This window comes from Neotamlana laminarinivorans (genome assembly GCF_020523925.1).
Lineage (GTDB): Bacteria > Bacteroidota > Bacteroidia > Flavobacteriales > Flavobacteriaceae > Neotamlana > Neotamlana laminarinivorans.
Genome location: NZ_JAJAPW010000002.1, coordinates 443,050 through 466,631, shown reverse-complemented (window position 1 = coordinate 466,631; position 23,582 = coordinate 443,050). Strand labels below are relative to the sequence as shown.

Genomic DNA, 23,582 nt, shown 5'->3' with positions numbered 1-23,582 from the left:
TTGTTACGTTTTAATTATTATTTCGATTTAAATACTCATTTAAGTTTTTGTGAACTTGAATTACCTGATAGTTCGTAGAAGACACCGTAAAAAATGGTTCTTTTATTTTTTCTTGATCTTTATCTAGCAACAATTGCAAAAATGTTTTTGCTACAGTTTCAGATTTTATGCCATGAACTACTACAAAAACTGTTTCTGTATCGTACACATCTATAGAAGATGTTAAATCGTAATATCTAACATGTTCTAATGCCTCATCTAATTTGGTTTTAAAATTAGTTAAAGTTTCTGGAGTATCTTTACTAAATTTAAAAATAACTTTATAATTTTCTCTACTTACATCAACCTCGGTATTAAAATCGGCCTTTGCCATTTTCGGTAAAACGCTATTTTCAATACTTTGCGCTTGTTTACCTTCTGGCGTATTTGCATAAGTAGTTGCCACATTATTTATAGCTTTTTTATAGGCCTCAAAACCATATAAGCGGCCAGTTGCCATAGCTTTTAGCAACTCAAATTTTGGCACTAAAACATCGCCGTCGTAATCATTAATAAAATTATCTGCCTTTTTTATAACTTCTTCGTAATCTTGGTTTGTGTGTTTAGCATAAAGTGTAGCATAAATATTATCCGGACTATTTTCATCATTATCTGCAACTTCATCTGGATTGGTTAATATTTTAGCATAACGCGACTCTGGAAAATTCGCTATAATATTTTGCTTTAATTTAAGAGCTTCATTATTTTCTCCTAGCAATTCATACAACTTATACAAGTTATATTTAGTTGGCAGCACAAACCGCTCTTCTGGATTGCTATCTAGTAAATTTAAAAACTTACTTTTAGAAAGCTCGTACTCTTTAAAACGTTCTTTATAAATTAAACCTAATTGATAGTATGCAAAGTTTCTTTCTTTTGAAATACTATCTATTTCTTTTTTTGATGTGGGAATTTTTGACATATAAAACTTAGGGTCGTAACGCTCTTCTAGCGTAGCCACATCTTCAATTTTATTTTCCGAATTATTTGATATTCCCGCAACAGCTGTAGCATTTGTAGACCAACGCCAATTATCTTTTAAAGGGCGATTACACCAAATTTTTGTAAACTCATTTTTACCATAAGCCAAAGTAGTAGGGTTGTAAAAATAAAATAATGATGCCTGACTTTGTTGCGCACCTGGAGGACCAAAACCAATACGCTGTTGAGATGTATTTGCTAAACCTGCGTTATTATTTATAACATTTTTAGCTGCTTCTGCTTTTTCTTTTTCGGCTTCATCTTTAAGTTTTAAAGTTTCTGTATATTCTAAAAAATAAGCTATTCGTTGGGCTTCTGGCATTTTAGTTAAACTTAAAATACTATCGTTACTCTTTGCTATGGCTTCATAATAAATAACATCTCCTAAATTATCGCGTTTTCGTTTTATAACCCGATAAGGTTTAGAGTTTAAAGTTAAATTTAACATGGTACTATCGTAATACTTACCAGCTTCAGCATAAATGCTTTTGTCAAAATTCATATCACCTAAAATCTCGTAGGTTTTTGCCTTTAATAACTTATCTATTGTCGTAGCTCGCAAAGACTTGTTATAATACGATACAGCCAATGAATCTTGATTACTTCTTAAATGAAAAGTACCTATTTGATGATAAATTTTATCTAAAAATGGGCGGTTTTCTCTATTTTCTTCGAGTTTAGTTAAAAATTCTTTTGTTTCAATTTTGTTTCCTTTGTCGTAATCAAAATTTTTAATTTTTTCTAGATGTGCTGAAATTAAATAGATTCTAGGAATACGACGATTAAGTTCTATAACCCTATCAAAGGCATAATTTGCGCTGTCTTTATAACCTAAAGTATTGTATAATTGACCTTGTATAAAACGATACCTTCCGCGCTCGTCGCTGCTTTTTGTAGAATTTGAAGCAACTTCTAATAAAGTAATGGCAGTATCAACTACTTTAATATTTAAATATGCTTGAGCTAAAATTGATGTTGCATCGGCTAAATCTTGCCCTTCTAACTCTTCTTGCCTTAAAAGGCGTTTTAAGTTTTTAATAGCCAGCTCATTATTATCTAAACGAATATTAGCTTTTTCGCGCCAAACTTTAGCTTGATTAATTTTATCGCTGGCTGGGTATTTATATAATATATAGTTGAAAGCTTCAAGAGATGGTATAAAACGTTGATCGAAATAACGTGCTTTCCCGAGAAGTAAATAAGCTTCGTCTATTTGTGGGTTTTTTTCTTTGCCGTTAATATTCATACTGTGTTTTTGTATGGCTTTAGCAGCTTTTTCTTCGGCTCGAGAAAATTGTTCGTTTTTAGATTGCCCTGGCAAAACAATTTCATCAAAAACTTGCATGCGTTCTATGGGTAAAACATCCCAATAGTTGTCAAAATACGCATCATTTAAAGCTTGCCTACCAGCATCGAAAGCTAATTGACCATTATAAAGTATATTGAACTCGGCGGTTACCGCATGAAAATTACGGCTAATAAACTTATCTTTTTTTCTGGAACAACTTGCTAGAAAAAAAACAAAACCAAAAACAACAATATATTTTAAATACTTAATAAACAACGCTAATATTTTACCATAATAATAACTTTAATGGGTTGCTATTATTATATTTAATGGTAAAAATAAGCATCTTTTTGAATTATGCGATGCGATGCGCAGACTTTTGCAAGAAAAACTAGTTTGAAAAATGTGCTTCTAACTCTTTTAGGGTTGCCTCACTTGTTTGCAAATCTTTTACAATTTCGCCTTTTTCTAAGACTACTATACGCTCGCAAACATCGGTAACATGCAATAAATCGTGACTTGAAACCAAAACTGTTACGCCTTGTTTTTCTGCTAAGTTTTTAATTATGCTTTTTAAACGAATTTGAGTCGTTGGGTCTAAATTTGCAAATGGTTCATCTAAAATTACAACTTCTGGGTTACCTATTAAAGCTGCTACAATTCCTACTTTTTTTTGGTTTCCTTTGCTTAAATCGCGTAAATATTTTTTTTGACCAAGAATTTCACCATGAAAAAAATCTGAAAACTGCTCTACTAAAGTATCAACGTCTGCTTTGTTCTGCCCACGAAGTTCACCAATAAAGTAAAAATACTCTTCTGGTGTTAGGTAGCCAATAAGGAAACTTTCGTCTATAAATGCCGATGTAAAGGGCTTCCAATCTTCGCTTTCACCAACAGTAATTTCATTAGTTTTAATATATCCTGTGGTTGGCTTTATTAAATCTAGAAGCAAACTAAAATATGTTGTTTTTCCTGCACCATTGTTTCCCACTAAACCGAAACTTTGCCCCTTAGGAATATCTAAAACGTCGATATTTAAAACTTGATTTCCAGCGTATTTTTTTGATAAATTAGAAGTTGATATCATAATTATAAAGGCTTAATTATCTTGATTAAAAGCATCAATCATTTTATACTTTGATTGTAGGTATTTGTTGGTTATAATTTTCATTAATTTTTGGTGTAGCACAATACCAATTATGCCTAATACAGCTAATATTACGCAAGCTATTTCAAAACCCGTTAAATAATAAAACAAGCCAAAAAGCCCTAATGGAAATATAAGTAACGGAATTCCAATTAACCATTGTACAGCACCAGTACCTTGGTAATTAAATGCGGCTTTTTGTGATAAATTAATCTTTTTTCGATTAAATGAACCGCCATACATAATAACATGTGTATTTACACCAACATTGTAGATAGCAGCGGCAAAATGTGCAAATAAAATTTTCCAACCAAAAAATAAATACGGAATTCCTAAAACAAATAAAATACACACGCTAATAGCCATTAATGTGAATTTTGATTTTAAGTACTCTTCGTATTTTATATTTTGAGTCATTAAAAGTTTATAATAACCACTATCCCAAGCTGGGATAAACTGCCCAAAATTAATTAGAAAAATACCTGTTGAAAAAACACCAATGAAAACAAAAAACCATTCCATTTCTTGGTATTTCGGGTTAGGATAAAAAACTAAACCATAAAGTAAACCCATAACAAGCATCCAAACTGAAGATTTTGTGCGTTTGTTACGCCAAATAAGTTTTAAGTCGAGTTTTAAAAACGGTGCAATATCTCCAAAGTTTTTAGTCCACTCTAAGTTTGAAGCATTTACTTCTTTAACTTTTTCCTTCAATCCACTATCTAAAAACAGTTTTTTCTTTAACAATTTAGCATTATAAAAATATAAACCCATTAAAATTAGTAATGGAACAATAACATAAATAGGATTGTTGTAAATAGCATTAAAACCACTACCAATTATGGTATTAAATGACACTATGTTAAAATGATTTAAGGCATACAAACCACCTGTTATAAGTATAACTGGCAAAAAGGAAAAGTCCGTTTCTGCCGAAAAACTTTCAATAATAAAATTTAAAAAATTAATTATTAATACAACCAAAACAATGGCTAGCACCCAACTTATAACTGAGACTACAGCATAACCTTTAACTAAAAGCGTAACGCTAAAAGGAACTATAGCAAATAATGGTAAAAAATTAAAAAATGATAACGCAGATTTCCCTAAAACATAATTAACTATTTTATTACGTTTAACGGGTAAAGTTAGCAATGGTTTTACAACCATAACCGGAAGCTTTTGAAAGAAAAACCGAAAAACTAAATCGATTAAAATCCAATAAAAAAGTACACTATTTAAAATATAAACAGGCTCTTGATTTGGAAACTCCTTTTTTAAACCTGGGTAAAGTACTAAACCAGCACCCAAAAACATAACTATAAAATATAGAGCAAATAAGCCCATAAATATTTTAATACCAATGCTTTTACCAAAACTTGCAGACCTTATAAAGGATTTCCATTCTAGTTTTAAAAACTGCGTTATCATTTAATGCGTTTAGTATTTTTGAGCAATTCCAGAAACTTCCATACCCCAAGTTTGCCCTAAAGACATTGCCTTTTGTGTAAGCATAACTTGTTTTTCGGCTAATTTTGTACCTAAATCTGATTTGTAAAATGCGGTAAGCTCTTTAACTTCGTCATGAGTAAACTCAGCCATATATAAATCGGCCATTTTTTCATACAAACCATCTAACGTTCCTGTAGCTTCTTTACGGTAAGCTTCTTTGTTTTCTAAAGAAACCATTGCTCCTATTTGTTCTATAGCTTTCTCAAAAGCAGCACCAGCACCTGTTAATTTTAAAAACTCTACAGTATCTGTTTTAAAAGCGGCATTGTCTTGTGCTTGAACTTGAGTTGTTAAGGCTAAAACGAACAAACAAAGGAGTACTAATTTTTTCATGAAATGTGATTTTATGTTTATTTAAATTATATGTACGAAATTTAGTTAAAATGTTACAACTAAATAAATTTATGCTCTGGAAATTGTTTTTCTACCGTTTTATTTAATTGCGGAGATACAATATTTACTGCAACGTAAAAAACTATAAAATACAACACTGCTCCAGCAGAAAACACTAGGTATTTTGTTAAAGACCAAGATTGATTAGCACCAAAAAAATGAGGAATATAAATACCTAAATTAAAAATATGAATGATGCCTCCCATCTGAGACGTAACATGTAAAAACAACCAGTTTTTACCAGTTTTCTTTTTCATTAACTTAGTTTCTCTTTTAGCTTTAAAAAGATAATAAAAATTAAAAACCAACAAAAAAATCACAACGGGAACAACTATGTAGTTTTTATTTTCAATTAGGGTTAAACTTTTAAATAATAACCAAATTGAAAACAACGTTGCTATAATTTTAGGGAATTTAAAATACGTTTTTGTAAACTTCCAAACGAGTTTACGGTAATGCTTTGATAGCGCTGCTCTTTTCTGCTCTACAACATCAGAAAAACCATAAACACCAAATTTTTTAAATTCAATTCTAAGAGCATCTTCAAATTTTAATTTTGGGTTTTCTTTCCATTGAGCTTCTATACCATTTGCTAAATGATCTACAAGTTCGGTTTGCACATCGTAAAACTCAACATAATGTAATGCTGTAAACGTATATAATTGCTGTATTTGTTGTTCGGTTATTTTCATTTAATAAAATTAATTTAAGCCAGTTTACCCATTAAAGTTTGCATGGTTTTAATATAAGTCTGTAACTCTTCAAGTTTGTTTACCGTTTCTTTTGTACCGTTTTCGGTTAATTTATAATACTTGCGTAATCGGTTTTCAACCTTAACCACTTCAACTTCCAACAACCCATCTGCTTCCATTTTATGCAAAGATGGGTAAAGCGCTCCTTCAGTAATTTTTAATTCTCCTTGGGTTAGCTGTTTTACCTTTTGGGTAATTTCATAACCATACATTTTACCCTCTTCATTTAAAAGTTTTAAAATTATAGTGGTTAAGCTACCTTTATATAATTTTGAGTTGCTCATAAGTCAAATGTAAACAAAAACACAACACCTAAGAAACTTAGGTATTATTTTTTTTATAAAATTCCTTTTAACTCTTTAGGCTTCCTTATTTTTGTAAAAAACTATTCAGTATGTCATCATTTCATAACCTTTCAATACAAACTATATATAGATTAACCGATAAATCTGTAAGCATCACTTTTAATTTACCAGATAATTTAAAAGATACTTTTAGCTACAAAGCCGGACAATACATTACTTTAAAAACCAACATAAATGGTGAAGAAGTTAGAAGAGATTATTCGCTTTGTGATGCACCAACTAGCGGAAATCTTACCGTGGCTGTAAAAGAAGTTGAAAACGGTACATTTTCGGTTTTTGCAAACAATACACTTCAGGCTGGAGATACTTTAGAGGTTGGCACGCCAAACGGCCGCTTTACTTTCGAGCCCAAAGACAATAAAACCAAAAACATGGCTTTATTTGCTGCAGGTAGTGGTATTACTCCTATTCTAGGAATTATAAAATGTGCTTTAACCGAAGAAGATAACAGTAAAATTGTTTTGGTTTACGGTAATAAAACTACTAGCGACACTATGTTTTTAAATGAACTATTAGAGTTGCAAAACCAATATAGCGAACGCTTTTCTATTCAATTTGTGTTTAGCCAGCAAGACGAAACCGATGCTGTTTTTGGTCGTATTGAAAAAAGTACCATAAACTACGTTGTTAAAAACAAATACAAGCATATTGAACCTAATGCCTATTACATTTGTGGGCCAGAAGGTATGATACACACGGTAAAAGATGTTTTAACCGAACATGGTGTTTCTGAAGATTTAATACATTTTGAATTATTTAAAGCATCAAAAATTGAAACTGAAGCTGCTGCGCCAGTTACCCAAGGAAAATCTAAAATTACTGTAACTGTTGATGACGAATCTACTACTTTTGAAATGGATGCGAAACAAACCATTCTTGAAGCAGCTCTTGACGAAGATTTAGATGCTCCTTACTCCTGCCAAGGTGGTATTTGTAGCAGTTGTTTAGCTCGTGTTACCGAAGGTGAAGCTACCATGAGACAAAATAATATTTTAACCGAAAACGAAGTTGCTGAAGGTTTAATTTTAACTTGTCAAGCTCATCCAACTAGTGCAACTATTACGGTTGATTTTGATGATGTTTAATTATTAAACACTTATTTGTTTCCGCGGAAGCGAAAAACTTAAAAAATAAAATATGGACACTTTTGAAAAACGTCCGCTTTAATCTGAATTAAAGAACGGACTCTAGTTTTTCAACGATTGTCTTTGGAGAAACACTTCCTGCTGCATTTTTATAATCTTCAGGATGTTTATTGCCGTAAATTGAAGTTGGTATTAACGGGTATTTAGCTCTGTCTGCTACCAAAGCATAATCTTCTGGCTGATTAAATGGTGCAAACCCAGCAAACGGATGTGTTACTCCCCAAATAGTTATCACTTTTACGCCTAACATGGCTGCAATGTGTGCATTTCCAGAATCCATAGAAAGCATAACGTCCAGATTCGAAATTACATCAAGCTCTTCGTTTAAGCTTAGTTTGCCCGCAAGGTTTTGTACATTTTCATGAGCTTCAGAAATGTTATTTAGCACCTCTATTTCTTGCTTGCCGCCACCAAATAAATAGATTTTATGCTGTTTAGCTAAAGTTTCAATAACTTCCTTCATTAATCTAAAAGGATACATTTTGCCTTCATGTGCAGCAAAAGGTGCAATACCAATACGTTTACTTTTTAAATCACCTAAAAGCGCTTCACATTTATTATTTAAAATGGCATTTTTAGGAAAAGATGGATTGCTTAAATCTATAGGAAACCCTAAACTTTTAAAAACATCGGCATAACGCCGGTGTGTGGTTTTTAATGGCTTAAAAAAAACACCCGATATCAAAGCTTTTTTTTCGTTTCTCCCTTTATCTATTTGGTAAAAAGGTTTTCCAGATAAAAAAAACTTTAAAATTTTGCTCCGTAATACATTATGTAAATCGGCCACAGCATCAACACCTAAAGTTTTTATTTCTTGAGAGAGTTTATAAAGCCCTAAAACACCTTTGTGCTTTCCTTTTACGTCGGCTGCAAGTACCTCAACATTTTGTAAATCTCTAAAGAAAGGCGCAAAAAAAGCCCGAGTTAAAACGGTAATTTTAAGCTCGGGATATTGTTTTGTTAATGCTCGCAACACAGGCACCGTCATAGCTACATCTCCCATTGCAGATAAGCGAATAACGAGTATGTGTTTTGAGTTAGACATTAAGATTTAAATTGAGATCTTGAATCGACGCTTCGACCGCGCTTGTCTTGAGCGCAGTCGAAAGGCTCAGTATAACATTTTAGGAAACCGAATATTTTACTTCTGAGAGCGTAACACTGGGTTTAACTCATCGTCGTTGTACATTTTCATTTGTTTGTAAACTTTCATGTACTTATCTCCGTTTTCAATATCGGTTAAAAGCGTATCGATTGCTGTAGATAAATCTACACGCTGCTCTAATAAAATATCAAGTTTCTTTTGGCATGCTTCGCGATGTGCATCTGTGGCATCTTCGCGCGTAGCCTCCTCGTTCATATGATATATTTTTAAGGCCAAAATAGATAACCTATCAACACCCCACGCCGGACTTTCGGTATTTATTGTAGCGTTTTCTTTAGGAGAAACATTTTTATATTTCTCAAGAAAATAGCTATCAATATACTCAACCATATCGGTTCTATCTTGATTCGATGCATCAATTTGGCGCTTCAATGTTAAGGCAGCAACAGGATCTATTTGCGGATCGCGAATAATATCTTCGTAATGCCACTGCACGGTATCAATCCAACATTTTCTGTATAATAAATGCTCGATTAAATTGCTTTTATCGTAAGGGTTTTCAAAAGGTTGATCTACGGTATTAACAATATGGTATTTTTCAATTACGTCTTGAAATATTTTGTTGGCTTTATCTGTAAACATGTTCAAAAAATTTAATGTGCAAAACTACGTAATTTAAATAATATGGCACTATTTATACAATTACAAGTTTCAAATCAGTTATTTTTATTTTAAATTATACTTAACTTTACCTTTAAAACAACTTACTTAAAATGCATATTCATAACATTTCAACAGAAAACTCTATTTTAAATCAATTTATTGCAGAAATTCGTGATAAAAACATTCAAAAAGACAGCATGCGGTTTAGACGAAATATAGAGCGTATTGGTGAAATTTTATGTTATGAAATGAGCAAAACCCTAAGTTTTAAACCCATTTCGGTTGAAACCCCATTAGGAATAAACAACACTTTTTTACCAGAAACCGATGTTGTTTTGTGTTCTATTTTACGCGCTGGTGTACCTCTACATAATGGTTTGTTAAATTATTTTGATAATGCTGAAAACGCTTTTATTTCTGCTTATCGTCATCATAAACAAAACCCTGAAACTTTTGAAATTGTTGTAGAATACTTAGCTTGCCCAAGCTTAGAAGGAAAAACTCTTATTCTAGCCGATCCTATGCTTGCCACCGGACAATCAATGCTAGCTACTTTTGAGGCATTAAAACCATTTGGAACACCTAAAGAGGTACATTTAATAAGTGTTATTGGCGCACAAGAAGGTGTTGATTTTGTAAACAAAAATTTTGATGACAATACACATTTATGGATTGCAGCCGTAGACAAAAACCTTAATGATAAGGGCTATATTATACCAGGGTTAGGTGATGCTGGCGATTTAGCTTTTGGCGAAAAACTACAGCATTAATACTACAAAAGGCACAACAATTAAAATACCCAAAAACAGCTCTTTAAACCATTTTTCCTTTATAATCTCTAAATAGTTTGTTATAACAATAGCTAATGGCGCAAATAGAAACAAAAATTCACTTCCGTTTTTATTTGGTACAATCAAGATTATTAAAAATGCTATTATTACTGCAAAAATAATTGTGGTGAATGACGCTCGAAAGGCTTTTTTCTTCTTCTTTATATTATTTAAATAAAAAAAGGAAGACCAAGCACCAAATGAAAACAGTAGTGTTATAGCTATTAAATAACTAACAGAATTATAAACACTAAAATCTAAACTTATATTGTAAGTTTCTGTTATAAAACCAAAGTAAGTGTTATAAATAATTATTGATGTAGCTGTAGATAAAACAAAAACAGCTAAAACACCTAAAAAAGGAACAATCCAATGCCTTAAGTTTCCATCTGAAAATAAAACAAGAGATAAAATTACAAGAGCAAAAAATAAAATTGACCAGAAATAAAACAAAGAAGCCACTGCAATCCAAAAGGCAGCATCAAAAAGTTTTTCTTTAATATTCTTTCTAGTTCTGAGGCTCATTAATCTTCTTAAAGCCAACAAAACAAAAAAGTTTGAAATTAATATATTAAAATATATTGTACTTTGTGTAAACAACAGCAAAAACAAGCTAAACAAGAATATTGACAAGCTATCATTTTGAGATAAATTATTCTTATTTACAATAAAATTAAGCAATAATATTGAAGCAAAAACTATTAATACGGTTCCCAACAATTTTCCTAATAAACCGAAACTAAAGCCCTCTTCTACTCTTAACAATTTTCCTATTACAATTGCCAAAAGAGAAATTAAAAAAACAATAATAAAATTTATTGATTTAGATTTTTTAAAAAAACTTGTAATCATTAACTGTTTTTGTATTTTTGCTTTGTAAATATACTAACAATTACGAGTTAGAAAACACAAATTACACTATGAAAGATTTTTTCTACGCTATACAAGATTTATTTGTAAATGTTCTTTTATCACCAATGGATGCTCTTAAAGAATTAGAATTAGAAAACTGGTGGGCAGCCAATACTATTTCTTGGATTTTTATTTTAATTTGTATGGCAGCGGTAGTTTACTGGTTAAAACAATTACAGATATTTAACAACAATAACGAAGAAGACAAAAGCGTTTCTTCGCACTCGTTTTTATAAATCGAATCCAATATCTTTACGATAATTCATCTTATCAAAATGTAGTTTTTCTATACTTTGGTAAGATTTTTTTATGGCCTCTTGGTACGTTTCTCCGTACGACGTTATAGAAATTACACGTCCGCCAGAGGTTACAATTTTACCATCTTTTAACTGCGCACCTGCATGAAACGGAATAGATTCTGTTATGTTTTCTATACCTGTAATTTCTTTTCCTTTTTCGTAAGCTTCAGGGTAACCACCCGAAACAACCATAATAGTTGTAGCAGCACGCTCATCAATTTCAATATTAATTTTGTCTAATGTTTGGTTTGCCATAGCATCTAACACTTCAACTAAATCGTTTTTAAGTCTTGGGAACACCACCTCGGTTTCTGGGTCGCCCATGCGCACGTTATATTCAATAACCTTAGGGTCGTCGTTTTCAACTTTAATTAAGCCAATAAACACAAAGCCAACATAAGGCAATTTATCTTTTGCAAAACCATTAATGGTTGGTTTAACAACACGTTCTTCAATTTTATTTAAAAATTCCGGAGTAGCAAACGGCACTGGAGAAACAGCTCCCATACCACCCGTATTTAAACCTGTATCGCCTTCGCCAATACGTTTATAATCTTTGGCTGTTGGTAAAATTTTGTAGTTTTTACCGTCGGTGAGCACAAAACAACTAAGCTCAATACCATCTAAAAACTCTTCAATAACCACTTTTGTACTCGCATCGCCAAATTTAGCATCAACTAACATGCTTTTTAATTCAGCTTTAGCTTCATCTAAATCATTTAAAATCACCACACCTTTACCAGCAGCCAATCCATCGGCTTTTAAAACGTAAGGTGGTTTTAAACTTTCTAAAAACGTATAACCAGCTTCAACATTATCTTTTGTAAAACTTTGGTAAGCAGCCGTTGGTATATTGTGTCTGTCCATAAACTCTTTGGCAAACTCTTTACTACCTTCAAGTTCGGCAGCAACTTTTTGTGGCCCAATTACCGATACATTTTTTAACGCATCATCGTTTAAAAAATAATCGTGAACACCTTTTACAAGCGGCGCTTCCGGACCAACAACAACCAAACTAATGGCTTCTTTTAACACTAATTCTTTAATCGCATCGAAGTCGGTTTCGCTAATATTTACATTGGTTGCAACTTCGGCAGTTCCCGAGTTTCCTGGTGCTACAAATAAATTATTGCATTTATCGCTTTGCGCTATTTTCCAAGCAAATGTGTGCTCTCTTCCTCCAGAGCCAAGAATTAAAATGTTCATGAGTTTTGTTGTTTGCACAAAAATAAACTAATGCTTTAAATACACGAATTATTTTTAGTTACTTTACCTAATAATTTTGCTTACGTTGAATGTATTCGATTTTTCTTTAAAACTAAATGGCTTTCCTATTGCGAAAGCTAAACGTGTTTTAAAAGACATTCAAAATAAAAATGAAGTAGATTTTATCGCTTTCGCGGAAGAGAAAAAACGTGACATTATAACGTATCACTTAAATCATAATCCGTTTTACAAATCCTTCGGAAAAAACATCGATTTAAACAATTGGAACAGCGTTCCTGTAATGACGAAAGCCGATTTACAACAACCGCTAGAACAACGTTTAAGCAAAGGGTTTACAACCAAAAATGTTTACGTTAACAAAACGTCAGGTTCTTCTGGACATCCATTTATTTTTGCTAAAGATAAATTTTGTCATGCCTTAACTTGGGCTGTTATTCAAAACCGATTTGGCTGGTATAACATTAATTTTAATAGCTCTAAACAAGCGCGTTTTTACGGTATTCCGTTAAATAAAATAGGTTATTACAAAGAGCGTTTTAAAGATTTTTTGAGTCATCGTTATCGGTTTTCTGTTTTTAATTTAAGCGATGAAGCTTTTGCTGCTACTTTACAAAAATTCAAAACCACAACATTCCATTACATTAATGGTTACACCAGTGTCATTGTGCAGTTTGCTAAATATTTAGAGAAAAAAAACATTGTTTTAAAATCGGTTTGCCCGAGTTTGAATGTATGTGTAGTGACGTCTGAAATGCTTTTTGAAACCGACAAAAAACTACTAGAAACCCAATTAGGAATTCCTGTGGTGAACGAATATGGTGCTTCCGAACTCGATTTAATGGCTTTTCAAAACCCAAACGGCAACTGGCAACTTAATAGCGAAACTTTATTTATTGAAATTCTTGATGAACAAAACAATGTATTGCCAAATGGCAAAGAAGGTCGTGTTGTAATTACCTCGCTTTACAACAAAGCGCAGCCATTTATTCGCTACGACCTTGGTGATATTGGTATATTAAGTAAAAAAAGCACCATAAAAACACCTATTTTAGAAAAACTTACCGGAAGAACAAACGATATTGTAATTTTGCCTAGCGGAAAAAGAGCAGCTGGATTAACCTTTTATTACATTACCAAAAGCATTATTGAAAACGATGGAAAGGTTAAAGAATTTGTAATTGAACAGTTAAAACCCGATACTTTTAAAATTATTTATGTGGGTGCTGAATACCTTTCCGAAAACCAAAAACAAACCATAAACCGTGAAATTGAGCATTACCTTGAAAGCGGATTGCACATTATTTACGAAAAACAAAATAATTTAAACCGACAGAAAAGTGGTAAATTGAAGCAGTTTTCGTCGTATTTAAACAAAACAAAATGAATATTACCATAGTTGCAGGTGCACGACCAAATTTCATGAAAATAGCTCCTATTATTGAAGCTATAAAACAAAAAAAAAGTGCAGGTTTTAATATAAACTTCAGGTTAGTACACACCGGGCAACATTACGATAAAAACTTAAGCGGTACTTTTTTCGAAGAGCTAAATATTCCGTTACCAGATATTAATCTTGAAGTAAAAAGCGGCACCCAAGCCGAACAAACGGCAGGTATTATGGTTGGTTTTGAGGAAGAACTTGCCCAAAATCCATGCGATTTAGTGTTGGTGGTTGGCGATGTAACCTCAACAATGGCTTGTACTATAGTTTCAAAAAAAGCTGGAATTGATGTAGCACATGTCGAGGCTGGAATTCGCTCGGGAGATATGCGAATGCCCGAAGAAATTAATCGTATTGTAACCGATAGTTTAACCGACTACTTTTTTACAACCTCAACCAGAGCCAACGAAAACTTATTAAACTTAGGCGTAAAACCAGAGCAAATATTTTTTGTTGGTAACGTCATGATTGACACCCTAAGAAAAAACGAACATCGCCTAAAGCAACCCGAAGTGTGGCAAACTTTAAACCTAAAACCTAAAAACTATTTAGTAATTACATTACATCGCCCAAGTAATGTAGATGAAGAAAATCAGCTAAAATCATTAATCACACAAATAGTAACTTTAGGTAAAGATTTACCTATTATTTTTCCAGTGCATCCGCGTACTAAAAAATTATTAGAAGGCTTAAGTTTAAACTTTAAAAACCTACATTATACCAACCCATTAGGGTATTTAGAATTTAATTATTTAGTAAAATATGCCCTTGGTGTTTTAACCGATTCTGGCGGTATAACCGAAGAAACCACAGTTATGAATGTACCGTGTATTACACTTCGTGAAAATACCGAACGCCCAGAAACCTGCGAAATTGGCACCAATATTTTAGTAGGAAGCGACAGTAAAAAAATTGAAGCCGCTTTTAAAAACTTATTAGCAAATAATTGGAAAGCAGGTAAAATTCCTGAACTTTGGGACGGACAAGCGGCTACAAGAATTACAGACCATCTTACAGAAATTTACGAATTATAGTGAAGGAGATTTTAATAATAACCAACTATTTTCCGCCTGAAACAGGAGCGGCATCGAACCGTATTTTTCATTTAGCCGAAGGTTTACAAGAGCAAAACTACAAGGTTTCGGTAATTACACCTTTACCCAATTACCCCAAAGGCAAAATTTTTGAAGGTTATAAAGGTGTTTTTAAAAAAACGACTACAGAACACCATATTACCATACACCGATTATGGATTTACGCTAGCAATTCTAAAAACAAACTAAAACGCTTAATTGCCATGCTTTCGTATAGTTTTAGCTTGATTTGGTTTTTTATGTGGAACAAACTTCCGGAGAAAGTTATTGTGCAGTCACCGCCACTTTTAGTCGCTTTTACTTGTATGTTTTTTATAAGAAATAAGAAACGTAAACTTATTTTAAATGTAAGCGACTTATGGCCTATTGCGGGTTTAGAACTTGGTGCATTTAAAAAGAATTTTAGCTACAAACTTTTAGAACGCATAGAACGATTTAATTACAAAAAAGCCGATTTAGTTTTAGGGCAAAGTGAAGAAATTTTAACACACATTAAATCACTTTTCTCTAAAAAAGACACTTTTTTATATCGCAATTTTCCTGATTTTAATCCGCCAATTCTAGAAGAACAAGCTACCGAAAACAGAAAAATAAAAATGGTTTACGCTGGCTTACTTGGTATAGCACAAGGCATTTATAAACTTTGTACTGAGCTTGATTATAAGAATGTACAGTTTCATATCTATGGTGCCGGCGCCGAAAAAGAAAAAATTGAAGACTTAGTTACTAAAAACCCAGAACTAGATATTGTATATCACGGTGAAATTGCCCGCACAGAACTTCATGAGGCGCTCTTAAAATACGATTTAACCGTTATTCCGCTTTTAAATAGAATTTATGGCTCTGTACCCTCAAAAATATTTGAATACGGAAAATTAGGACTTCCTATGCTTTATTTTGGTGGTGGTGAAGGCGAAAATATAATTGAAACTTATAATTTAGGTTGGGTAGTTCCTCCTACAAATTATAAAGCATTAAACCTTCAGCTTTCAAAAATTGAAATCAATAAATTAAACCATCAATTTAGGTCTCAAATACAAAAAACTGCTTTACAAAACTTTAATTTTGAAAAGCAGCTGATTGCTTTAGTTAAGATGCTTTAATAAGCTTTTTCTTCTCCTTTTATAATATTGAAAAGTGTTTGAAAAATAATATTTATATCTAATACCAACGACCAGTTTTCAATATAAAAATTATCATATTTAATTCGGTTTATAATATCTGAATCAAGTTCTATTTCTCCTCTATAGCCGCTCACTTGTGCTAAACCTGTTATACCTGGTTTAATATGATGTCTATAAATAAAATTATATTTATCTACTTTTTTAGAGTATTCATCTGTGTAAGTTAACATATGTGGCCTTGGACCAACAACACTCATATCTCCCAAAAATACATTTATAAACTGCGGCAATTCGTCAAGATTTGTTCTCCTTAAAAACTTTCCAGCTTTGGTTAGTCTTTCATCATTCTTCTTTACGTATGTTCCTCTAATTTCTTGAGTTGTTTTTAATGATCTATATTTATAACAATAGAATTCTTTATAATTAATTCCATTACGCTTGTGCCTGTAAAATAGCGGTCCTTTTGAGTCTAACTTAATAATTACAAATAAAATGATAGATACCCAAGAAAATAAAAATATAAGTACAAACAATGAGAACACGACATCAAATACTCGCTTTAACATTTTATTTAAAACATTATTTAATGGGCCTTCCTGAATAGAAAACACAGGTAAAAAGGCATAATAATCGGCACGTAAGCGTTTTTTAAATAATTCAGAAGTTTTAGGTATAAACTTTATATTACTTTTATTAATATTTGCAAGTTTAACCAGCTCGTTAACATCCTTTTCTGTTAACTCATCAATGGCACAAAAAATTTCATCAACAACTACATTGTTAACTAAGTATTTTAGTCCATCTTTTACGGTGCCTGTTCTATTTAAATAATTTCTATCACTAAAAAACGCATTTAAATTATATCCTAATTCCTTTTGGTTTGTGAATATTGAAATTAATTCTTCGATATTTTTTCCTTCACCAAAAACGACAATATTTCTAATATTACCTTGAAAATAAGCTCTAAAAGCTTTTAAAAATAAATACGTCAATATTTTTAAAACACCAACAGCTAAAAAAACAAAGGAAATATACTTAATAACAACAAGGGCGTGAATATCAACACTTCTAAAAAAACCAATAAAAGCGTAAACACCAATTAAAAAAACAACATGTTGCTTAAATAAAAGTGACGTTATTTTTAAGAAAGACGAATACCTATAAACCTCATAAAACTTAATTAATGAAGCAGAAAACAACCAAAACAATAAAGAATATATAGCAAATAATAACTGCTGATTATTTATTCTATCGAGCTTATAAAAATATAAATCTTGCTCATTAAACTGCAAAATATAATGAGCAAGAATATTTATAATTAATAGATCACAAATAATTAGTATAGGTCTTAATAACCACGAAAATCTTCCGCGTTTATATTCCATACACTAGTTTTATTTTATAAATCCTGTAAAATCTTTATGTTCGCTTTTATAAAGCTCGTCTTCGGTTAAACTTTTAAAATAATCAAACGTTATTTTCATTCCTTCAGCACGATCTACTTTTGGCTCCCAACCTAAAATTTTCTTAGCTAAGGTTATGTCTGGTTGCCTTTGCATTGGGTCGTTTACCGGTAAATCTTTATAAATTACTTTTTGAGTTGTACCTGTAAGTTTTATAATTTCTTCGGCAAAATCTCTTATCGAGATTTCGTGAGGGTTTCCAATGTTTACTGGATGTGAATAATCGCTTAATAATAAACGGTAAATACCTTCAACTTGATCGTCTACATAACAAAACGAACGGGTTTGAGATCCATCACCAAAAACAGTTAAATCTTCACCGCGTAAAGCTTGTCCCATAAACGCTGGAATTACACGACCATCATTCAGTCTCATTCTTGGGCCGTAAGTATTAAAAATTCGCACAATGCGCGTCTCTACACCATGAAAAGTATGATAAGCCATAGTTATAGATTCTTGGAAACGCTTAGCTTCATCGTATACACCACGAGGACCAATGGTGTTTACGTTACCGTAATAGTCTTCGGTTTGTGGATGAACCAATGGATCTCCATAAATTTCGGATGTAGATGCAATTAAAATTCTTGCATCTTTAGCTTTTGCTAAACCTAATAAATTATGAGTTCCTAACGATCCTACTTTAAGGGTTTGAATAGGAATTTTTAAATAATCTATTGGACTTGCAGGAGATGCAAAATGAAGAATATAATCTAAATCTCCTTCAAAATCAATATGCTTGGTAACATCATGATCTATAAACTCAAAATCGGGATTATTAGATAAATGAGCAATATTTTTGGCATCACCAGTAATAAAATTATCCATACCAAAAACCTTGTACCCTTCTTTAATGAAGCGATCGCATAAATGAGAGCCTAAAAAACCAGCCGCTCCTGTAATTAATATTTTTTTCATGATTGTTTTATGTAACGTATTATAAATTATCGTTTTACCGTGCTTAAATCTAAAACTTATATGTAAAAAAAGAAAGAATTAGCCTCATTAATTGATTTTATTAGATATAAAGCGCATTATTACTGTTTTAATGTTATTCTTATCTTGATTTGTTAAGTTTGAACCTGAAGGCAAACATAGACCCCTATTAAATAATTGTTCGCTAATATACTTTCCATAATACGGAAAATCACTAAATATGGGCTGTAAATGTAAAGGTTTCCATAAAAACCGAGTTTCTATATTATGTTCTTCTAATTCCTTTTTTAAATCTTCGTTAGAAAAACCTGCCTCTTCAAAATTAATCAAAATACAGGTTAACCAATGGTTAGAATAATAATATTGACTAGGCTCAGTTAATAAAGTAATGCCATTAATACCTTCAAAAATGTCTTTATAAAACACATTAACTTCTCGCCTTTTTAGAACTCGCTCTTTTAAAACCTCCATTTGGGCTCTACCTATACCTGCAACAATATTGCTCATACTATAATTATACCCAATTTCTTCGTGGTGGTAAAACGGTTTACTTGCTTTTGCCTGTGTTGCTAAAAAATTAGCTTTTATTTTTTGATTTTCTGTAGTACAAATTAAAGCACCACCGCTTGATGTTGTAATTATTTTATTTCCATTGAAAGATATGATACCAAATTCACCAAAATTACCACACTTTACACCTTTGTAGGTACTGCCAAGTGCGCCGGCTGCATCTTCGATTATTGGTATGCTAAATTTTTCTGAAATTTTTACAATATCATCCATTTTCGCTGGCATTCCATAACTATGAACAACAATGATTGCTTTTGGCTTAATGCCCAGAGACAGCCTGTCTTTTATTGCTATTTCTAGTTGAACGGGGCACATATTCCATGTTTCTGCTTCGCTATCTATAAAAACAGGAATAGCCTTTTGGTAAACTATAGGATTGGCTGAAGCAGAAAAGGTAAAACTTTGGCAAATAACTTCATCATTAACTTTTATTCCTAATTGAATTAAGGCTAAATGTATAGCAGACGTACCTGAATTTAAAAGAGCTATTCTGTTAGGTTTAGCAAAGTATGCTTCTAATTGTTGGCTAAACAAATTAAGATTTTTACCGAAATTTGAAATCTCATTATATAAAACAGCTTGTTCAACGTATTTTATTTCGTTATTTCCACTGTACGCAGATGATAGTTTAATAACTTTCAATTATAAAGTTTTTTAATAAGCTTTTTCCTCTCCTTTAAAAACGTTAACAACCGTTTGAATTATAATATTAATATCTAAAAGAATAGACCAGTTTTCTATATAGAATATATCATATTTTGTTCGGTTAATTATATCTTCTTTTGTTTCTATTTCACCTCGATACCCTCTAACTTGTGCTAATCCTGTTACTCCAGGTTTTACATAATGTCTCACCATATATTTTGGCACTTTGGTTCCATACATTTCATTTTGTCTCCATAAATGTGGTCTGGGACCAACAACTGACATAGAACCAAATAATACATTAAAAAATTGAGGTAACTCGTCAATACTTGTTCTTCTAATGAATTTACCAACCCTTGTTACCCTAGCATCGTTTCTAGTTGCAGATTTTTCAGAACTTGTATTTACTGCCATAGACCTAAACTTATAACAACCAAAACCCTCTTCTTTTATTCCAGGGCGATCTTGCCTAAAAAATATTGGCCCCTTGCTTTCTAAAACTATTATTAACCCTAAAATTGGTATTAACCAAGACAGTACAAAAACTATAATTAAAGTTGAAAAAACGATATCAAATAAGCGTTTAACTACACTGTTTATTGAATCTTCTAAGGGTATTTTTCTTAAAGATAATATAGGTGTAATGTCAAGATAATTGAGATATAAGTTTTTAGTAAATAGTTCCTTATTATCTGGTATAAACTTCAAAGATTTCATATTAATATCACAAAAGTTTATAAAATCTTTAATTTGTTTATTTGTTAACTCTTTTACAGAGCAATATACTTCATCTATTTCATTTTTTATTATGAAGTCATAGCTCTCCAAAACTGCTCCTTTACGTTCAATGGCATTGTCATCAGTAAAAAAGCCCATAAATTTATAGCCAAAACCGGGATGATTATTAAAAAACTTCTCTAACTTTTTTGTTGAATTGTTAACGCCAATTATTACGACTTGCTTGTAGTTACTGCCTGTAATTATTCTATATCTTCTAAATAAAAAATACAGTAATACGCGCCATAATATTAGCGAAAAATAGAGCCAAAAGAAAAAACTAAGAACATTTTTGGGGTCTACGTTAGATTTATTTATGAATAAATAAGTAAACACTAAAAGAATGAATAAAAAGTTTTGTTTGGTGAGACGTGTTAAAACTTCAACTATTTTGGTAAATCGATAAACATTATAAAAAGAAACAAAAACAGATGTTATTATCCAAAAAAAGTTAAAAAAAAGAATTGATTTTATATTATCTGTTAACAATAACAAGGATAAAAATGATATAAAAGTCAAATCTATTATATACAATAAAGGCTTAATAATTATAGAATACCCCCCTTTTCTCATTTATTAAAAATTAGTTAGTTATTTATTAATCTTCCAATTAGAATAAAGCGTTTCTACAGTTTCCTTAAATTCTTTTTCAAATCTTTTTACACTAAACTTCTCAACACTTTCTTTAATTTTTACTCTATTAAAAATAACTTCATTTTTTTCAAAAAAATCAACAGCCTCCAGTATAGACCCTTCGCTCTGTTCTTTAAAATACACACCTGTACTATTGTTTTCAATATTATCATTAACAAAAACCCCATTTACGGTTTCTGTTGCACCTCCTTTAGCAAAAGCTATTACCGGAACTCCTGAAGCTTGAGCTTCTACGGGAGAAATTCCAAAATCTTCCTCTGCTGCAAATATAAATGCTTTAGCATGTTTTAAAAAAGTGTTCTTTTCTTGGTTTGATAAATGTCCTAGCATTAAAATATTAGGTGTTTTTAATTTTTTTATTTTGTTAAAATCCGGACCACCTCCTATTACTATCAATTTTTTGTCTGTTTTAGCAAATGTTTTTACAATTAAATCGATTTTTTTGTAAGGCACCATTCTTGAATAGGTAATATAATAATCTTTTACTTCATTGGATATTGAATAAGCTTCAACATCAACAGGAGGATAAATAACTAGTGAGTCTTTATCATATATTTTTTTTATTCTAGCAGCTACATACTTTGAATTTGCAATATAAAAATCGGGTCTATTGAGTGTTGATAAATCCCAAATTCTTATTTTGTATAAAAAATATCTGGCTAAAAAACCTTTTATTCCTTTGTTTAAACCACTTTCTTTTAAATATTCAAAATATAAATCCCAAGCATATCGAATGGGAGAGTGCACATAAGAAATGTGAAGCTGGCTAGGTTTGGTTAAAACACCTTTAGCAATTGAGGATGAAGACGAAATTATTAATTCGTATTCACTTAAATCAAATTGTTCTATAGCCAAAGGAAAAAGAGGTAATAAAGAGCGGTATTTTTTTTTGCCAAAAGGAAGTTTTTCAATAAAAGATGTTTTCGTCTTTTTTCCTTTTAAAACCACCTTTCTTTGTTCGTCTGTAAGCGTATCTACAAGTGTAAAATGATCAAAATCACTCCATATGTTGGTAAAGCTTTCTATGCATCTTTCGGCACCACCATATTGTGTGTACCAATCATGTATTAAGGCTTTTTTCATTAAATTCTTCGTTTAAGCGATAACCAAAAAAAAGCAAGCTATTAAAAAAAGAATAAAAAACTACTCCTGCCTGCCTCGATAATATATTCTCAGCAAAGGAAACTATTATTATCGTAATTAAAAAATATGAATATACATGTTTTTTGCACTTAATTGAATAATATAGCATATAAAAATACAGGCTTAAAATAGTTAAAAGCCCTAATATACCATTCTTAATTCCTTCGTCAAGATATTGGTTATGGGTATTCAATTTGTACCTATAGCCTCTAAATTTATTTTCTCTATAACACATGTTTAGGTATTCTTGAACGTCTCCTGTGCCTACTCCAAATAAGAAATTTTCTTTGAAAATTTTTAAACCACATTCCCATTGTACCATCCTTTTAAGCAATGGACTGTTTTTTCGGCTTTCATTAAAAAGTCTTGATAGCCTATCTGTAATTTCTTCATTTGTAAAAACAACAACCATCACAATTGCAAATAAAAATAATAAAAACAATAAAATTTGTCTGTTTTGTTTCAGTTTATTACTTTTTAGTAGAATGACTGTAGAAATAATTACACCTGTAATTAAAGCAATGAAAGCTGTTCTAGATCCTACAGCCAACAAGATTAAAATTGAAAATAACAATGGTAAAAAGTAATATAAAGCCTTAAATACAATTTTAACTTTGGCCTTAAATAAATAATACCAAAATACTATTGCGGCAAAAGATAAATACATTCCAAAATAAATATGATGGTTTGGCACATTTTTAGCCAAAAACGATTGATCATAACCGCCATTTTTGAGTACTAAATACCCAATAATAATAGAGGATATTATAAAAACACCATAGGCGTACATTTTTACAAATCGCTCTACATCTATTCTATATTTATTAAAAAAAATATAAATTAAAATTGGAAAAATAATTATTGAAACCTTAGTTTCAAAGTAGTGTAATGTATAATTTATGTTTGATGAATGGAGTAAACCTACCAGCTGAATCATAAATAGAGAAATAAAAAAAAGCACCCATTTATTTGAAAAGGAATTTTTAAATGCGATAAAAAAATTACGGTAATCTAAAAAAAGAAACAAGGCAAATAAAACGATTACTTTAACATTAAAATCTATACCAAACAATAATGATA

At 31.2% G+C, this 23,582-nt stretch carries 22 protein-coding genes; 6 read left to right on the top strand and 16 right to left on the bottom strand.

Translation table 11 applies throughout. The features are described from left to right. Positions 1–10 precede the first annotated feature (10 nt). The 6 genes from porW to LG649_RS05795 form a co-directional block, all read right to left on the bottom strand. Complete coding sequence (gene porW / locus LG649_RS05820) at positions 11–2,584, bottom strand: type IX secretion system periplasmic lipoprotein PorW/SprE (RefSeq protein ID WP_226542154.1); 2,574 nt, start codon at positions 2,582–2,584, stop codon at positions 11–13. Positions 2,585–2,699: 115 nt separating this feature from the next. Beyond that, complete coding sequence (locus tag LG649_RS05815) at positions 2,700–3,395, bottom strand: ABC transporter ATP-binding protein (RefSeq protein WP_226542153.1); 696 nt, start codon at positions 3,393–3,395, stop codon at positions 2,700–2,702. A 12-nt stretch (positions 3,396–3,407) separates the two neighbouring features. Beyond that, positions 3,408–4,886, bottom strand: coding sequence for a DUF5687 family protein (locus LG649_RS05810; protein WP_226542151.1), 1,479 nt, complete (start codon positions 4,884–4,886; stop codon positions 3,408–3,410). Between the two features lie 9 nt (positions 4,887–4,895). After that, complete coding sequence (locus LG649_RS05805; protein ID WP_226542149.1) at positions 4,896–5,300, bottom strand: DUF2059 domain-containing protein; 405 nt, start codon at positions 5,298–5,300, stop codon at positions 4,896–4,898. A 59-nt stretch (positions 5,301–5,359) separates the two neighbouring features. Then, positions 5,360–6,052: a hypothetical protein gene (locus LG649_RS05800; protein WP_226542147.1), complete on the bottom strand. Its 693-nt coding sequence runs from the start codon at positions 6,050–6,052 to the stop codon at positions 5,360–5,362. Between the two features lie 14 nt (positions 6,053–6,066). After that, positions 6,067–6,396, bottom strand: a complete 330-nt coding sequence (locus LG649_RS05795) for a PadR family transcriptional regulator (protein ID WP_226542145.1) — start codon at positions 6,394–6,396, stop codon at positions 6,067–6,069. Positions 6,397–6,506: 110 nt separating this feature from the next. Between LG649_RS05795 and LG649_RS05790 the strand changes: the two genes are divergently transcribed. Next, positions 6,507–7,562: a ferredoxin--NADP reductase gene (locus LG649_RS05790; RefSeq protein WP_226542143.1), complete on the top strand. Its 1,056-nt coding sequence runs from the start codon at positions 6,507–6,509 to the stop codon at positions 7,560–7,562. A gap of 88 nt (positions 7,563–7,650) precedes the next feature. On the opposite strand, the gene LG649_RS05785 is transcribed toward LG649_RS05790, so the two are convergent. Together LG649_RS05785 and LG649_RS05780 are read right to left on the bottom strand one after the other, a co-directional pair. Then, a complete protein-coding gene (locus LG649_RS05785; protein WP_226542135.1) occupies positions 7,651–8,667 on the bottom strand; it encodes a glycosyltransferase family 9 protein in 1,017 nt (338 codons plus the stop codon). A gap of 96 nt (positions 8,668–8,763) precedes the next feature. Then, complete coding sequence (locus tag LG649_RS05780; RefSeq protein ID WP_226542133.1) at positions 8,764–9,369, bottom strand: DUF4254 domain-containing protein; 606 nt, start codon at positions 9,367–9,369, stop codon at positions 8,764–8,766. Positions 9,370–9,500: 131 nt separating this feature from the next. Here LG649_RS05780 and upp point away from each other — a divergent pair, with 131 nt between their 5' ends. Next, complete coding sequence (gene upp / locus LG649_RS05775) at positions 9,501–10,160, top strand: uracil phosphoribosyltransferase (protein WP_226542131.1); 660 nt, start codon at positions 9,501–9,503, stop codon at positions 10,158–10,160. On the opposite strand, the gene LG649_RS05770 is transcribed toward upp, so the two are convergent. Further along, a complete protein-coding gene (locus LG649_RS05770; RefSeq protein ID WP_226542129.1) occupies positions 10,149–11,072 on the bottom strand; it encodes a DUF6427 family protein in 924 nt (307 codons plus the stop codon). The two genes, upp and LG649_RS05770, sit on opposite strands and share 12 nt — an antisense overlap. A 68-nt stretch (positions 11,073–11,140) precedes the next feature. Between LG649_RS05770 and LG649_RS05765 the strand changes: the two genes are divergently transcribed. Then, positions 11,141–11,368 (top strand): DUF6341 family protein, encoded by a 228-nt coding sequence (locus LG649_RS05765; protein WP_226542120.1) that lies wholly within the window; start codon positions 11,141–11,143, stop codon positions 11,366–11,368. Here the strand turns inward: LG649_RS05765 and purD are convergent. After that, the gene (gene purD, locus LG649_RS05760; RefSeq protein WP_226542118.1) at positions 11,363–12,637 is read right to left on the bottom strand and encodes a phosphoribosylamine--glycine ligase; all 1,275 of its coding nucleotides are present in this window, start codon (positions 12,635–12,637) and stop codon (positions 11,363–11,365) included. The genes LG649_RS05765 and purD overlap by 6 nt on opposite strands. 85 nt (positions 12,638–12,722) lie before the next feature. On the opposite strand from purD, the gene LG649_RS05755 reads away from it, so the two are divergent. From LG649_RS05755 to LG649_RS05745, 3 genes are read left to right on the top strand one after another with little or no spacing between them, the layout of a single operon-like run. Then, positions 12,723–14,042, top strand: a complete 1,320-nt coding sequence (locus LG649_RS05755) for a phenylacetate--CoA ligase family protein (protein WP_226542551.1) — start codon at positions 12,723–12,725, stop codon at positions 14,040–14,042. Beyond that, positions 14,039–15,133 carry a non-hydrolyzing UDP-N-acetylglucosamine 2-epimerase gene (gene wecB / locus LG649_RS05750; RefSeq protein WP_226542116.1) on the top strand — a complete coding sequence of 365 codons (1,095 nt, stop codon included), beginning with the start codon at positions 14,039–14,041 and terminating at the stop codon, positions 15,131–15,133. The genes LG649_RS05755 and wecB overlap by 4 nt, the downstream gene beginning before the upstream one ends. Further along, positions 15,073–16,296 carry a glycosyltransferase family 4 protein gene (locus tag LG649_RS05745; RefSeq protein ID WP_226542114.1) on the top strand — a complete coding sequence of 408 codons (1,224 nt, stop codon included), beginning with the start codon at positions 15,073–15,075 and terminating at the stop codon, positions 16,294–16,296. The genes wecB and LG649_RS05745 overlap by 61 nt, the downstream gene beginning before the upstream one ends. On the opposite strand, the gene LG649_RS05740 is transcribed toward LG649_RS05745, so the two are convergent. The 6 genes from LG649_RS05740 to LG649_RS05715 all read right to left on the bottom strand — a co-directional run bounded on the left by LG649_RS05740 (position 16,293) and on the right by LG649_RS05715 (position 23,574). Next, positions 16,293–17,702 carry an exopolysaccharide biosynthesis polyprenyl glycosylphosphotransferase gene (locus LG649_RS05740; RefSeq protein WP_226542112.1) on the bottom strand — a complete coding sequence of 470 codons (1,410 nt, stop codon included), beginning with the start codon at positions 17,700–17,702 and terminating at the stop codon, positions 16,293–16,295. The genes LG649_RS05745 and LG649_RS05740 overlap by 4 nt on opposite strands. A gap of 9 nt (positions 17,703–17,711) precedes the next feature. Further along, positions 17,712–18,695, bottom strand: a complete 984-nt coding sequence (locus tag LG649_RS05735) for a UDP-glucuronic acid decarboxylase family protein (RefSeq protein ID WP_226542103.1) — start codon at positions 18,693–18,695, stop codon at positions 17,712–17,714. 87 nt (positions 18,696–18,782) lie between these two features. After that, positions 18,783–19,925, bottom strand: a complete 1,143-nt coding sequence (locus LG649_RS05730) for a DegT/DnrJ/EryC1/StrS family aminotransferase (protein WP_226542101.1) — start codon at positions 19,923–19,925, stop codon at positions 18,783–18,785. A gap of 12 nt (positions 19,926–19,937) precedes the next feature. After that, positions 19,938–21,278 carry an undecaprenyl-phosphate glucose phosphotransferase gene (locus tag LG649_RS05725; RefSeq protein WP_226542099.1) on the bottom strand — a complete coding sequence of 447 codons (1,341 nt, stop codon included), beginning with the start codon at positions 21,276–21,278 and terminating at the stop codon, positions 19,938–19,940. Between the two features lie 18 nt (positions 21,279–21,296). Next, complete coding sequence (locus LG649_RS05720) at positions 21,297–22,442, bottom strand: glycosyltransferase (protein WP_226542097.1); 1,146 nt, start codon at positions 22,440–22,442, stop codon at positions 21,297–21,299. Further along, on the bottom strand, positions 22,420–23,574 hold the full coding sequence (locus LG649_RS05715; protein ID WP_226542095.1) for an O-antigen ligase family protein: 1,155 nt from the start codon (positions 23,572–23,574) through the stop codon (positions 22,420–22,422). The genes LG649_RS05720 and LG649_RS05715 overlap by 23 nt, the downstream gene beginning before the upstream one ends. Between the last annotated feature and the right edge of the window lie 8 nt (positions 23,575–23,582).